Below are 13,207 nucleotides of genomic sequence, written 5' to 3'. Positions count from 1 at the left end.
CGCCTCCGAGGAGGTCAGCTTATGCGCGCGACCGAAGGCGACCAGCTGGTGCAGCACGGCAGAGTCGTGGGGCAGCACGACAAGGTCGGCGAGATCACTCAGGTACTGGGCGAAAACGGCAGCCCGCCCTACCGGGTCCGTTTCCCCGACGGCCACGAAGCCCTGATGTCCCCGGGCCCCGACTGCGTGGTGAAGCACCCGGAGGAACCCCGGCACTGATGCGGCGCCCCGGCGGCCCGGCGCCTCAGCGGGGCGGCACCGCCGTCGGGTAGTGGTCGGCGACGACCCTGGCCATCGCTCCATGGGGGTCCGCGGCCACCTGCTTCGCGGAGAAGTAGGCGTGGCCGCGGACCTCGGCGTACCGGCGGGCGAAGGTCAGGTGCCGGGACAGCTCGGCGGGGTCGCGCCAGGCGGCCGTCGCACTGCCCGGGTCGCAGCGGTACAGCGCCTCCCCGATGTACAGGTCGACGTCCGTCCCGGCCACGGTCTGCGCCCACCACGGGACGAGCTTCGCGTAGTCGGCCGTCGGGTGGCCGATGTGCCAGTACACCTGCGGCACCACGTAGTCGATCCAGCCCTCCCGCACCCATGTGCGGGTGTCCGCGTACAGGTCGTCGTACGTGGCGAGGGACCGGGTGTCCGAGCCGAGCGGATCCCGGTCCCGGTTGCGCCAGACCGCGAACGGGCTGATGCCGAACCGGGCCGAGGGGCGCACGGACCGCACCCGCTCGGACATCTCCCGGACCAGGGTGTCGACGTTGGAGCGGCGCCAGTCGGCGCGCGTGGCGAAGCCGGCGCCGTGGCGCGCGTACGCGTCGTCGTCGTCGAAGTACTGCCCGGCGACGGGATACGGGTAGAAGTAGTCGTCCCAGTGCACCCCGTCCACCGCGTAGCGGGAGACGGCGTCGAGCATGGCCTCCTGCACGAAGGCGCGCACCTCGGGAAGTCCGGGGTTGTAGTACAGCTTGCCGCCGTACGGGACCGTCCAGCCGGGGTTGCGGCGCGCCGGGTGCGAGGACGCGAGGCGCGCGGGGTCGGTGTGGTTGTTCGCGACCCGGTACGGGTTGAACCAGGCGTGCAGTTCGAGCCCCCGGGCGTGGGCGTCCGCGACGGCGGTGCCGAGCGGGTCCCAGCCGGGGTCGACGCCCTGCCGGCCCGTCAGCCACTGCGACCAGGGTTCCCGGGCGGCCGGCCACATCGCGTCGGCGGTGGGCCGGACCTGGAGGAACACCGTGTTCAGGCGGTGTGCGACGGCGGCGTCGAAGAGGGAGGCCAGCTCGTCGCGCTGCTCCCCCGCGTCCAGCCCGGCCGTGGAGGGCCAGTCCACGTTCTCCACGGAGGCGATCCACATGCCGCGGAACTCCGCCGCGGCCTTCCGCCGGGAGCCCGGCCGGCCCGCCGCCCCCGCCGACTCCGCCGCCCGGGCCGGGCCCGCGGCGGCGGCGGCGAACGCCCCCGCCGCCCCTGCCAGCAGCCCCCGCCGTCCGATGTACGCCATGTGACGACTCCGTTCCGTTGCGTGACATCGCCTGTCTGCGCTCAGCATGCCCGCCCCGGCCCGCCACCACCGGCAAGATCGGGGGTAACGTCGGGGGGCGTGGCGGGCGCCGGATTGCAGTTACCACTGACGACAACGGGGGACCCGCCGACGACGGAGCAGCGAAAGGCACGAAGTGACTGACCTCCCTTCCGACATCACACGGGTCGGCGTAGTGGGCTGTGGCCAGATGGGTGCCGGCATCGCCGAGGTGTGCGCCCGCAGCGGTCTCGAAGTGAAGGTCGCCGAGACCACGGGCGAGGCCCTGGAGCTCGGGCGGACCCGGCTGCAGAACTCCCTGACCAAGGCCGCCGCCCGCGGCAAGATCAGTGAGGAGGAGCGGGACGCCACCCTGGCCCGCCTCTCCTTCACCACCGACCTCGGCGAGTTCGCCGACCGTGACCTGGTCATCGAGGCGGTCGTCGAGAACGAGCAGGTCAAGACGGAGATCTTCCAGGTCCTGGACCAGGTGATCACCCGCCCGGACGCCATCCTCGCCTCGAACACCTCGTCGATCCCGCTGGTCAAGCTGGCCGTGGCGACCTCGCGGCCCGACCACGTCATCGGCATCCACTTCTTCAACCCGGCCCCGGTGCAGAAGCTCGTCGAGCTGATCCCCGCGCTGACCACCGGCGAGGAGACCATCAAGCGGGCCGAGAGCCTCGTGCAGGGCGTCCTCGGCAAGCACGCCATCCGCGCCCAGGACCGCTCCGGTTTCGTGGTCAACGCGCTGCTGGTCCCCTACCTGCTGTCCGCGATCCGCATGTTCGAGTCGGGCATCGCGAGCCGCGAGGACATCGACAACGGCATGGAGTTCGGCTGCGCCCACCCGATGGGCCCGCTCAAGCTCTCCGACCTGATCGGCCTGGACACGATCGTCTCGATCGCCGACTCGATGTACTCGGAGTTCAAGGAGCCGCTGTACGCCGCTCCCCCGCTGCTCCAGCGGATGGTCGACGCGGGCCGCCTCGGCCGCAAGACCGGCTCGGGCTTCTACGCCTACGGCTGAGCCGCCGCCCACGGCTGAGCCACAGCCTGCAGCTGAGCCACCCGCCGCCGGCCGCGCCCCGCAGGGCCGGTTCCGCCGCGGCGGGCCGCCCCGGCGGAACCGGCCCGGGTGGTCGCCGCCGGGCGGGACGGGGTCAGCCGAGGCGCAGGTGGTGCAGGAGGAGCAGCCCGGCCGCCGTGTTCGCGGCCGGGACCTCGCCGCGGGCGATCATCTCCGGTACGAGTTTCAACGGCACCCACTCGCGCCGCGAGGACTCGAAGTCGTCCTCGGGATGGCCGACGTACGTGGCCCCCTCCGCCCAGAAGAGGTGGTGGCGGGCGTCGGTCAGCCCGTTGGAGGGCTCCACGGTCATCAGGGGGCGCAGCGGGCCGGGCCGCCAGCCTGACTCCTCCTCCATCTCCCGGGCCGCCGCGCCCGCGAGGTCCTCGCCGTCCTCGACCACGCCCGCGGGCAGTTCCCAGCCCCAGCTGTCGGTGATGAACCGGTGCCGCCACAACAGCAGTACCTCGTCCGCCTCGTTGACGGCGGTGGCGGCGGCGACCGGCCGCAGCCGGATCACGAAGTGGTCCAGGTGCCGCCCGTCGGGAAGTTCCACATCGGCGCGGTTCACGTCGAACCAGCGGTTCTTGTACACGGTGTGCTCACTCAGGTTCGTCCACTGCACGGTTCTGCCACCTTCCGGATCGTCGGTGGCAGCATGGCAGCAGCCGCAGCGGTCACAGCGGAACGCGCAACGCCCCGTCGATGAGCCGGGCCGTCTCCTCGGCGCCCGAACAGCCGCTGCTCAGCAGCTGCTCGCGGACCGCCCGCAGCCGGTCCCGCAGCCGCAGCGACTCCATCCCCTTGGCCCGCTCGGCCATTTCGGCGGCCGTCGCCGCCGCCCCGTCCGCCTCCCCTTGGCGCAGCTGGATCTCGCACAGCATCGCGAGCCGGTGGACCCGGCCGCGGTCGTGGGCGGGGGTGCCGACCGCGGCGGCCGCCTGCTCGTGCGCGGCGTCGAGGTCCCCGAGGCTCAGCAGCGCCTCGGCCACCTGGACGTTGACCAGCCCGGGCTGGACGTACCCGGTCTCGTCCGGCTCCGAGCCCGGCCGGATCCGCTCGGCGGCCGCCTCGGCGTGCCGGATGCAGGCCAGCGCGGCGGCCGGGTCGCCGAGTCGGGCGTACGCCTTGGCCTGCATCGCGTACAGGTCGGCGGTCAGGGCCGGGGTGGTGTCCCGGTTCGCGGAGCGCAGGGCGGCCTCGGCGAAGGCGACGGCCTGGCGGTGCTCGCGCAGGTGCAGGGACTGGTTGACGAGCAGGGCGATGACGTAGGCGCCGAGCCCCCGGTCCCCGCTCGCCTTGGCCAGCCGCAGCGCCTGGTGGAAGTAGCGCTGGGCGAGGCCGTGGGCGTCCGAGTCGTACGCGCAGATCCCCGCGACGGCGACCAGGGATCCGGCGGCCCGGTGCAGGCTGCGGCCGACCGCGTCGGGGTAGCTGCCGCGCAGCATGGGCGCGGTCTCGCTGCCGAGGAAGCGGACGATGCGGGCCCGGGTGGCGACCCCGCCGGCCCGGCGGTACATCAGCTCGTAGTGGGCGCGGGCGGCCCGCAGGATCTCGATGTGCTCCGGCCCGATCCGCAGCGGCCCGTCGCGGGAGACGTCGGCGTCCTCGGGCGGGTTCTCCCACTCCCAGACGGGGATCACCGCGGGCGTGCCGGTGACCGCCTCGGTGGTGAGCAGCGGGTAGCGCCCCTGCCGGTCGGAGCGCCACAGGGCGGCGGCCCGGTCGACGAAGCCCTGGAGCGGGGAGGAGTGCGGGGCGGCGGGCTGGCCGGGCAGCCCGAGCCCGACGTCGTCGAGGGAGACCGGGCGGCGGAGCCGGCCGCCGAGCACCTCGCAGATCAGGTCGGGGACCTGGCCGCGCGGCCGCTGCCCCTTCAACCACCGGGTGACGGCGGTGTGTTCGTAGCGCAGGGCGAGACCGCGGGACCGGCCCGCCTGGTTCACGTGCGCGGCAAGTCCGGCGTGGGACATGCCCGCCTCGGCGAGGAGGGCGTCGAGCAGGGCGTTGGGCTGCATGGGCCCCTCCAAGGGCTCGTCGGTCTCAGGCTAGTGGGTGCGGAGTTCACCCGGGGTGTGAAACGAGTACGCGCATAAATGCGATACGCACTCTGCCGCTGAAGGCCCCGGGAGCGGTTCACTGAAGAGCCTCGCCAAAGAGGCAGCCCGGGTCGTCGGCTCCCCCTCGTACAGTGCGACGACCCGCACCGCGCCGCCCGGCCTGTTGTCTGCCCGACACTCCACGGCAGGCGGGCGGCGCGCCTCGGCTCCGCCGGCGCCCGGTTGGTCACCGGGTCCCGGCAGGGGCCGGGAGGAACGCGCGCCGGGCCCTCCCACCGGGGCCCGGTGTGCGGTTCCGGCCGCCGTTCGTGCGCGGTTCCGGCCGCCGTCCCGGTACGGGGTTCAGGCGCAGCGGTCGCTGCGGAGGACCAGCAGGGCCACATCGTCGGTGAGCCGCCCGCCGGTGTGGCGCAGCAGTGCGGCGTGCACGCCCGCGACCAGCCGCGCGGGTGCGGGCGCCGGCTCCCTGGCCAGGATCCCGGCCAGGACGCGGTGCAGCGGGAAGAACCGGCCCGCGGCGTCGCGGGCGTCCTCGGCGCCGTCGGTGTGCAGGAACAGGAGGTCGCCGGGGCGCAGTCGGCCGCAGTCCCCCGCCACCAGCCCGTCGGGCACGGGCACCACCCCGAGCGGTGGCAGGGGATCGCCTCCGTCGAGCACCCGCACCCCCTCCCCCGCGGGTGCCCCGTCCGCTTCCCGTCCCGCCGCCGGCCGGAGCGCACACCCTCTCCTCGTCCGGGGCACGGCCCCTCCCGGCCCCGCCGGCAGGTGCGGCGCGGGTACGGACAGCGCCACCCGGTTCCGGGTCGGGGCGGCGTGGGGGACGGCCCCGCAGGGCTCCGGCGGCCCGTCCTCCGGCCGGCGCAGCAGAACCGGCCACGGGTGGCCGCAGTTGAGGGCCGTCACGGCGCCGTCCCGCCCGATCTCCAGCAGCAGCACCGTCACGAACTCCTCCGCGGACGGGGACCCGGGCTCGGCCGGGCAGGCGGACGGGTGTTCCGCCCGGGCCCGCTCCCGTACGTGCCGCCCGAGCGCCCGCTCCATGCGCCGCAGCACCCCGGCCGGCGAGGCCTCGTCGTAGGCCGCCTCCCGGAAGGCGCCCAGCACCGCGGCCGCGGCCGCCAGCGCCGGCAGGCCGTGCCCGCGTACGTCCCCGATGACGACCCGCACCCCGTACGGGGTCGCCACGGCCTCGTACAGGTCGCCGCCGACCGCCGCGCCCCGGCTGGCCGACAGCTGGGCCGCCGCCACCGCGAGCCCCTCGATCCGCCCGGGCAGGGGCCGCAGCAGCGCCCGCTGGGCGGCGCCCGCGATCTCCTGGGAGCGTCTGAGCCGGGCCCTCAGGCCGCGCCGGACGTGCAGGGCGCAGCCGGCGGCGAGGAGCAGGAAGGCGGCGCAGCTGGCGAGGCCGGCCCACAGCGGCCGCCCGGGCGCGGACAGCTCCCAGGACACCGCGGCGCCGCCCCAGGCGAGGACGCCCGCCCGACGCAGCCGGCGCATCTCCCCACGCGTGATCATCCCTGGGACTCCCCGTGTCCGGCCCTGGGCACCCGGCCGCCTCGATTCTGGCGACCCGGCCCGCCCCCGGAACACGGCCGGGGAAGGTTCTCACCCGAATGAGTGAGGGGCGCATCCGGTTCCCCGGACACGCCCCTCACCTGGCCCTACGCGGGGCGGACGGCGGCTACGCGCCGCGCAGCACCGCCCCGGTGCGCTCGGCGGCCAGCGCCACCGCCGCGTCACGGGCGGCCGTGGACTCCTCGGCCGTCAGCGTGCGGTCGGCCGCGCGGAAGCGCAGCGCGTACGCCAGGGACTTCTTGCCCTCGCCCACCTGCTCGCCGGTGAACACGTCGAACAGCCGCAGCGACTCCAGCAGTTCGCCCGCGCCCTTGCGCAGCGCCGCCTCGACGTCGGCCGCCGGGACGGACGCGTCGACGATCAGCGCGACGTCCTGGGTCGCCACCGGGAAGGAGGAGATCCGGGGCGCCTCCACGGCCTCGCCGCCGGCCGCCGCGAGGCGGTCGAGGTCGAGCTCCATCGCGCTGGTGCGGGCCGGCAGGCCCAGCGCCTTCACGACGCGCGGGTGCAGCTCGCCCGCGTGGCCGATGACCTGCTCGACCCCGTCGAGGGTGACGACAAGCTCGGCGCAGCGGCCCGGGTGCCAGGGGCCGTACCGGCCCTGGCGGACGACCAGCTCCGCACCGGCCTCGACGGCCAGCGCTCGGGCGGCCTGGACGGCGTCCGCCCAGTCGGCCGGGCGGCCCTTGCCCCACCAGCCGGCCTGCTCGCGCGCTCCGGCCAGCACGACCGCGGCGTACCGCGGCTGGGCCGGCAGGGCGGCGTCGAGCGCGGCGATCTCCTCGTCCGTGGGACGGCGGTCGACGGGCAGCCGCACCGCGACGCCCGGCCGGTCGCCGGCCCGGAAGACCGAACCGGTCTCGAACAGGGCGAGGTCGTGGCTGCCGCGGCTGTCGTTGCGGCGCAGCGCCTGGAGCAGGCCCGGCAGCAGCGTGGTGCGCAGCGCCGGCTCCTCGTCGGAAAGCGGGTTGACCAGCCGCACGACCTGGCGGGCGGCATCGTGCGCGGGCAGCTGCAGCTGGTCGAAGACCTGCTCGCCGATGAACGGGTAGTTCAGCGCCTCGACGTAGCCGGCGCCGGCCAGCGCCCGGCCGACCCGGCGGTGCAGCAGCTGGCGCACGGTCAGACCGCGGCCGGACGGCACCTGGGGCAGGGTCGACGGGAGGTTGGCGTAGCCCTCCAGCCGGATGACCTCTTCGGCGAGGTCGTTCGGCTCGGCGAGGTCGGGCCGCCACGACGGGACGGTGACGACGAGCTCGTCCTGGCCGTGGACGTCGCAGCCGACCTCCTGGAGGCGGCGGACGACGGTCTCGCGGCCGTAGTCCACGCCCGCGACCCTGTCCGGGTGGTCCGCGCGCATCGCGACGGTGCGCGGGGCGCCCGGGGCGACGAGCTCGGTCACGCCGGCCTCGGCGGTGCCGCCGGCGAGCAGCACGAGCAGGTCGACGGTCCGCTGCGCGGCCGCGGAGGCGGCCTGCGGGTCGACGCCGCGCTCGAAGCGCTTGGAGGCCTCCGAGGACAGCTTCAGGCGGCGGGCGGTGCGCGAGATGGAGACCGGGTCGAAGTGCGCGGCCTCGATCACGACGTCCGTGGTGCCGGTGACGGCGCCCGTCTCCGGGTCGGCCGCGGAGTCCGCGATCTCCGTGTCGGCTCCGCCCATGACGCCGGCGAGGCCGATCGGCCCGCTGTTGTCGGTGATCACCAGGTCCTCGGCGTCGAGGGTGCGCTTGACCCCGTCGAGGGTGGTGAACTTCTCGCCCTGCTCGGCCCGGCGGACGCCGATGGCGCCGTCCAGGCGGGAGCGGTCGTAGGCGTGCAGCGGCTGGCCCAGCTCCAGCATCACGTAGTTCGTGACGTCCACGGCGAGGGAGATCGGGCGCATGCCGGCCTTCTGCAGGCGGCGCTTGAGCCAGATCGGGGAGCGGGCCTCGGGGTCCAGCCCGGTGACGGTGCGCGCGGTGAAGCGGTCGCAGCCGGCCGGGTCCTCGATCTTGACGAGGTAGCCGTACGAGTTCGGCGCGGGCACGTCGAGCAGCGCCGGGTCGCGCAGCGGCAGGCCGAACGCGGTGGCGGTCTCGCGGGCGATGCCGCGCATCGACATGCAGTAGCCGCGGTCGGGCGTGACGTCGATGTCGAGGACCTCGTCGACGAGCTCCAGCAGCTCGATGGCGTCGGTCCCGACCTCGTGCTCCGGCGGCAGCACGATGATGCCGTGCGTGCCGTCGTCGCCCATGCCCAGCTCGTCGCCGGAGCAGATCATGCCGTGCGAGTTCTTGCCGTACGTCTTGCGCGCGGCGATCGCGAAGTCGCCGGGCAGGACCGCGCCGGGCAGCGCCACGACGACCTTGTCGCCCACGGAGAAGTTCCGGGCGCCGCAGACGATCTCCTGGGGCTCACCGGTGCCGTTGGCCCGGCCGACGTCGACGGTGCAGAAGCGGATCGGCTTCTTGAACTCCGTCAGCTCCTCGATGGTCAGCACCTGGCCGACGGCGAGGGGGCCCGTCAGGTCCGCGCCGAGCCGCTCGACGGTCTCGACCTCCAGGCCGGCGTCGATGAGCTTGGCAGCGACGTCTCGACCGGTGGTGCCCGCGGGCAGGTCGACGTACTCCCGCAGCCAAGAAAGCGGGACCCGCATCAGATCTCCATCCCGAACGGCCGGGTGAACCGGACGTCACCCTCGACCATGTCTCGCATGTCTTCCACGTTGTGCCGGAACATCAGCATCCGCTCGATGCCGAAGCCGAAGGCGAACCCGCTGTACACCTCGGGGTCCACACCGCAGGCGATGAGCACCTTCGGGTTGACCATGCCGCAGCCGCCCAGCTCGATCCAGCCCTCGCTGGAGCAGGTACGGCACGGGCGGTCGGGGTTGCCCACCGACGCGCCGCGGCACACGTAGCACTGCATGTCCATCTCGGCGGACGGCTCGGTGAACGGGAAGAAGTGCGGGCGCAGCCGGGTCGTGGTCTCCTCGCCGAAGAGCTCCTTGACCATGTGGTCGATGGTGCCCCTGAGGTCGGCCATGGTCAGGCCCTTGTCCACGGCCAGCAGTTCGACCTGGTGGAAGACCGGGGTGTGCGTGGCGTCGAGCTCGTCGGTGCGGTACACGCGGCCCGGGCAGACGATGTAGACGGGCGGCTCGCGGCGCTCCAGGAGCGAGCGGGCCTGCACCGGCGAGGTGTGGGTGCGCAGCACGACACCGGACTCGTCGCCCTGGACGCCCTCGGGGCCCTGGACGAAGAACGTGTCCTGCATCTGGCGCGCCGGGTGGTCCGGCGTGAAGTTGAGTGCGTCGAAGTTGAACCACTCCGCCTCGGCCTCGGGGCCCTCGGCGACCTCGTAGCCCATGCCGACGAAGACGTCCGCGATGCGGTCCATCAGCGTGGTCAGGGGGTGCCGGGCGCCGGCCGGGACGCGGTCGTACGGCAGCGTGACGTCCACGGCCTCCTCGACCAGGACGCGCTCGTCGCGCTCGGCCTCCAGCTGGGCGAGGCGCTCCGCGAACGCCTTGTTCACGGCGCCGCGGGCCTGGCCCACGCGCTTGCCCGCCTCGGCCTTGGCCTGCGGGGGCAGCGCGCCGATCTCGCGGTTGGCGAGGGCGAGCGGCGAGGTGCCGCCCGCGTGGGCGGTCTTCGCGTGCGCCAGTTCGTCGAGGTCGCCGGCGGCCGCGAAGGCGGCGAGCGCCTCGTCCCGCATGCGCTCGATCTCTTCCGGTTTCAGTGCCTCGACCTCGACAGGGTCGTACGACTTGTTCGGTGCCGACATCTCTTCCCGTGCTTCCGATGGGCTGGCTGGAGGTCCCCGCTCGACACAAGAAGCTCGACACAAGGACGCAAAGGTGCCAAAGGACGAGTCTACGGGCCGCGGGGGAGGTGAGGAGCCCGAGGGCCGCCTGGCGAGACGCTCCGCAGTGCTGGTGCTACTGCGCGAGGTACGCGGGCGCGCCGACGGGCAGGATAAATCGGAACTCTGCGCCGCCGCCCGGGCCGCGGCCGACCGTGATGGTGCCGCCGTGGGCTTCCACGATGCCCTTGACGATGTACAGGCCCAGGCCGGTGCCGCCGCGCTTGCTGCCCCGCCAGAAGCGGGTGAAGACGCGGCCCATCGACTCCTCGGGGATACCGGGGCCCTCATCGGTCACGGTGACGGCGGTTCCCTTCTCGGTCTTGCCCGCTGCGTTCGTCAGGCTGGTCGGCGATACGTCGATGGTGACGGTTCCCTCGCCGTGGCGCACCGCATTTTCCAGGAGGTTGCCGAGGATCTGGTCGATCTTGTCCGGGTCGGCCCACAGGGCGGGCAGGGAGCGGCTCACGCGGACGAGGAACCGGTCGGGCGCCTGGCCGTTCGCGGTGAGGGCCTGGACGTGCCGGCCGACGGCGGCGGCGATGTCGACGGGCTGGCGGCGGACCTCCAGGCGCCCGGAGTCGATGCGGGAGATGTCGAGGAGTTCGGCGATCAGGCGGGTGATGCGGCCGGCGTCGGCGTCGACGGTCTCCAGCATCAGGCGCTTCTGGTCGTCGGTGAACCGCTCCCATTTGGCGAGCAGGGTCGCGGTGAACCCCTTGACGGAGGTCAGGGGGGAGCGCAGCTCGTGGGCGACGGTGGCGATCAGCTCGGCGTGGCTGCGCTCGGTGCGGCGGCGGGCCTCGGTGCCGCGCAGGGTGACGACGAGGCGGCGCAGCGGGCCGGCGGGGTGGGCGCGTACGTACCGGGCGGAGACGAGGACCTCGCGGCCGCCGGGGAGCAGGAGGTTCCGCTCGGGCTGGCCGCGGCGGGTGGCGAGGCCGCCGTACGGGTCGGTCAGGGCCCACCAGCGGCGGCCGTCGAGGTCCTCCAGCGGCAGGGCCCGGTCGATGCGGGCGCCGAGGGCCTCGGCCGGCGCGAGGGCGGTGATCCGGGCGGCGGCGGAGTTGAAGCAGATGACCCGGCCGGTGTCGTCGGCGACGACGAGCCCGTCGGGCAGGTCGTCGGGGTCGATGCCGAGGCCGGTGACGTCGGCGGGGTCCGGGCAGGCGGCATCCGGGCCGGCCGGGGCCGGGCCCGCCCGGTCTGCGGGGTCCGGGCCGACGGGAGCGGCGGCGTCCGGGCCGGCGCGGCCGCCCGGGTGCTGCGCGGGCACGGCTCCCAGGGAGGGCGCCCCCGCCTCGTTCGTGGCCGCTGGCGAGCTGTTCGTACCGACGGTCATGTCCCCGTACCCCACATCTCCGAGTAGCGCAGTGGGCCCCCGGGCGGCCACATTACTAGCTGGGGGTCACGGAGCGGCACCCTCCGGGCGCCCGCTGTGCACGCGCGGAAGCATAGAGGCACACGGCGGCGGCCGTGGCGAGGTTCAGGCTTTCCGCCTTGCCGTGGATCGGGACGCGTACGACGGCGTCGGCGAGCGCCCGGGTCTCCTCGGGCAGGCCCCAGGCCTCGTTGCCGAAGACCCAGGCGGAAGGGCCGCCCATGGTGCCCGCGTCGAGCTCGGCGTCCAGGTCGTCCTCGCCGGCCCCGTCGGCGGCGAGGATCCGCACGCCGGCCGCCCGCAGCCCCTCGACGGCCCGCTCCACGGGCACGCCGACGGCGACGGGCAGGTGGAAGAGGGAGCCCACGGAGGCGCGGACGGACTTGGGGTTGTACAGGTCGACGGAGGCGTCGGTCAGGACGACCGCGTCGGCGCCGGCGGCGTCGGCGCAGCGGAGCACGGTGCCGGCGTTCCCGGGGTCGCGGACGTGGGCGAGGACGGCGACGAGCCGGGGCCGGGCGGCGAGGATCTCCTCGAACGGCGAGTCGAGGAAGTGGCAGACGCCGACGATCCCCTGGGGGGTGACGGTCTGCGAGACCTCGGCGAGCACCTCGTCGGAGGCGTGGTGGACGCGGACGCCGGCGGCCCGGGCGGCGGCGATGATCTCGCCGTAGCGCTCGGCGGCCTCGACGGTGGCGAACAGCTCGATCAGGGTGGGGCCGGTGGCCCCGCGGTGCTCGACGGCCTCGCGGACGGCCTGGGGGCCCTCGGCGAGGAAGCGGCGCTCCTTGGTGCGGAAGTTGCGCCGTGCCAGCCGCCTGGCGGCGGCCACCCGCGGGGACCGGGGGGAGATCAGCTCGGCGGGGGCGGGGGTACCCATGGTCGGTCGGCTCGCTTCCGTGCGTACTGCGGGTGTACTGCGGGTGTACCGCGGGAGTGGCAAGGGGGCGGGGCGGGGCCCCACACGCACCGGACCCGCAGGCACAGGGCCTGCGGGTCCGGGCTGAAGCCAGTGAAGGCCTGCTGCTCAAGCGCAGTGCTTAGGCGGCGGCGGGGGCCTTCGGGGCGTTCACGTCGGCCGGGAGCGCCTTCTGGGCGACCTCGACCAGCGCGGCGAACGCGTTGGCGTCGTTGACGGCCAGCTCCGCGAGGATCTTGCGGTCCACCTCGACGTTGGCGGCCTTCAGACCCTGGATGAGGCGGTTGTACGTCATGCCGTTCTGGCGGGCAGCGGCGTTGATGCGCTGGATCCACAGCTGACGGAAGTCGCCCTTGCGCTTCTTGCGGTCGTTGTAGTTGTAGACCAGCGAGTGGGTGACCTGCTCCTTGGCCTTGCGGTACAGGCGCGAACGCTGACCGCGGTAGCCGGAGGCCGCCTCGAGGATCGCCCGGCGCTTCTTGTGGGCGTTTACTGCCCGCTTGACGCGTGCCACTTGTTAACTCCTTGTAGCGGGGCCGCGGGTGTGTTCACGCGGCCCGAAAGTTCGATGGGGTACCGGTCTCGGCGTCCCGCCCCGGTGGGGGCGGAACGTCAGATGCCGAGAAGCTTCTTGATCTTCGCGGCGTCGCCCGGGGCCATCTCGGCGTTGCCGGTGAGGCGACGCGTCAGCTTGGACGACTTGTGCTCGAGCAGGTGGCGCTTGCCGGCGCGCTCGCGGAGCACCTTGCCGGAGCCGGTGACCTTGAAGCGCTTCTTCGTACCGCTGTGCGTCTTGTTCTTCGGCATGGCGCCGTTATCTCCTCGTCAGTGGCGTTCCCCACCG

12 protein-coding genes are annotated in these 13,207 nt (G+C 74.1%); 2 read left to right on the top strand and 10 right to left on the bottom strand.

The features are described 5' to 3' along the window. Positions 1 to 21: 21 nt before the first annotated feature. A complete protein-coding gene (locus ACIQUT_RS13865; protein ID WP_385424709.1) occupies positions 22 to 219 on the top strand; it encodes a DUF1918 domain-containing protein in 198 nt (65 codons plus the stop codon). Positions 220 to 244: 25 nt separating this feature from the next. Here ACIQUT_RS13865 and ACIQUT_RS13860 read toward each other — a convergent pair whose 3' ends face one another. Next, positions 245 to 1,498: a glycoside hydrolase family 10 protein gene (locus tag ACIQUT_RS13860; RefSeq protein ID WP_403562735.1), complete on the bottom strand. Its 1,254-nt coding sequence runs from the start codon at positions 1,496 to 1,498 to the stop codon at positions 245 to 247. A gap of 175 nt (positions 1,499 to 1,673) precedes the next feature. Here ACIQUT_RS13860 and ACIQUT_RS13855 point away from each other — a divergent pair, with 175 nt between their 5' ends. Then, positions 1,674 to 2,546, top strand: a complete 873-nt coding sequence (locus ACIQUT_RS13855; protein WP_403562733.1) for a 3-hydroxybutyryl-CoA dehydrogenase — start codon at positions 1,674 to 1,676, stop codon at positions 2,544 to 2,546. A 133-nt stretch (positions 2,547 to 2,679) separates the two neighbouring features. Here ACIQUT_RS13855 and ACIQUT_RS13850 read toward each other — a convergent pair whose 3' ends face one another. The 9 genes from ACIQUT_RS13850 to rpmI form a co-directional block, all read right to left on the bottom strand. Then, the gene (locus ACIQUT_RS13850; protein ID WP_403562731.1) at positions 2,680 to 3,210 is read right to left on the bottom strand and encodes an NUDIX hydrolase; all 531 of its coding nucleotides are present in this window, start codon (positions 3,208 to 3,210) and stop codon (positions 2,680 to 2,682) included. A gap of 52 nt (positions 3,211 to 3,262) precedes the next feature. Further along, positions 3,263 to 4,603: a transcriptional regulator gene (locus ACIQUT_RS13845; RefSeq protein WP_403562729.1), complete on the bottom strand. Its 1,341-nt coding sequence runs from the start codon at positions 4,601 to 4,603 to the stop codon at positions 3,263 to 3,265. Positions 4,604 to 4,987: 384 nt separating this feature from the next. Continuing rightward, a complete protein-coding gene (locus ACIQUT_RS13840) occupies positions 4,988 to 6,160 on the bottom strand; it encodes a PP2C family protein-serine/threonine phosphatase (protein WP_403562727.1) in 1,173 nt (390 codons plus the stop codon). Positions 6,161 to 6,326: 166 nt separating this feature from the next. Further along, positions 6,327 to 8,855 (bottom strand): phenylalanine--tRNA ligase subunit beta, encoded by a 2,529-nt coding sequence (gene pheT, locus ACIQUT_RS13835; RefSeq protein WP_403562725.1) that lies wholly within the window; start codon positions 8,853 to 8,855, stop codon positions 6,327 to 6,329. Further along, positions 8,855 to 9,985, bottom strand: coding sequence for a phenylalanine--tRNA ligase subunit alpha (pheS, locus tag ACIQUT_RS13830; protein WP_403562723.1), 1,131 nt, complete (start codon positions 9,983 to 9,985; stop codon positions 8,855 to 8,857). Before pheS ends, pheT begins: the two co-directional genes overlap by 1 nt. Positions 9,986 to 10,139: 154 nt before the next feature. Beyond that, positions 10,140 to 11,405 (bottom strand): ATP-binding protein, encoded by a 1,266-nt coding sequence (locus ACIQUT_RS13825; RefSeq protein ID WP_403562721.1) that lies wholly within the window; start codon positions 11,403 to 11,405, stop codon positions 10,140 to 10,142. Positions 11,406 to 11,460: 55 nt separating this feature from the next. Next, positions 11,461 to 12,324 (bottom strand): TrmH family RNA methyltransferase, encoded by an 864-nt coding sequence (locus ACIQUT_RS13820; RefSeq protein ID WP_403562719.1) that lies wholly within the window; start codon positions 12,322 to 12,324, stop codon positions 11,461 to 11,463. A 160-nt stretch (positions 12,325 to 12,484) separates the two neighbouring features. Then, on the bottom strand, positions 12,485 to 12,877 hold the full coding sequence (gene rplT / locus ACIQUT_RS13815) for a 50S ribosomal protein L20 (RefSeq protein ID WP_385680494.1): 393 nt from the start codon (positions 12,875 to 12,877) through the stop codon (positions 12,485 to 12,487). Positions 12,878 to 12,975: 98 nt separating this feature from the next. After that, a complete protein-coding gene (gene rpmI, locus ACIQUT_RS13810) occupies positions 12,976 to 13,170 on the bottom strand; it encodes a 50S ribosomal protein L35 (RefSeq protein ID WP_114056849.1) in 195 nt (64 codons plus the stop codon). Positions 13,171 to 13,207: the final 37 nt, after the last annotated feature.

This window comes from Streptomyces sp. NPDC090445 (assembly GCF_044769385.1).
Taxonomy (GTDB): Bacteria; Actinomycetota; Actinomycetes; order Streptomycetales; family Streptomycetaceae; genus Streptomyces.
Note: the sequence above shows the minus strand (reverse complement) of the source record. Positions and strands in the feature narration are given on the sequence as shown.

Bases quoted from the DNA above. Each gene is read 5' to 3' on its own strand.
- ACIQUT_RS13865 (WP_385424709.1), top strand. From the start codon at position 22: ATGCGCGCGACCGAAGGCGACCAGCTGGTGCAGCACGGCAGAGTCGTG.
- ACIQUT_RS13845 (WP_403562729.1), bottom strand. From the start codon at position 4,603: ATGCAGCCCAACGCCCTGCTCGACGCCCTCCTCGCCGAGGCGGGCATG.
- rpmI (WP_114056849.1), bottom strand. From the start codon at position 13,170: ATGCCGAAGAACAAGACGCACAGCGGTACGAAGAAGCGCTTCAAGGTC.
- pheT (WP_403562725.1), bottom strand. From the start codon at position 8,855: ATGCGGGTCCCGCTTTCTTGGCTGCGGGAGTACGTCGACCTGCCCGCG.
- ACIQUT_RS13825 (WP_403562721.1), bottom strand. From the start codon at position 11,405: ATGACCGTCGGTACGAACAGCTCGCCAGCGGCCACGAACGAGGCGGGG.
- ACIQUT_RS13860 (WP_403562735.1), bottom strand. From the start codon at position 1,498: ATGGCGTACATCGGACGGCGGGGGCTGCTGGCAGGGGCGGCGGGGGCG.
- ACIQUT_RS13820 (WP_403562719.1), bottom strand. From the start codon at position 12,324: ATGGGTACCCCCGCCCCCGCCGAGCTGATCTCCCCCCGGTCCCCGCGG.
- ACIQUT_RS13840 (WP_403562727.1), bottom strand. From the start codon at position 6,160: ATGATCACGCGTGGGGAGATGCGCCGGCTGCGTCGGGCGGGCGTCCTC.
- pheS (WP_403562723.1), bottom strand. From the start codon at position 9,985: ATGTCGGCACCGAACAAGTCGTACGACCCTGTCGAGGTCGAGGCACTG.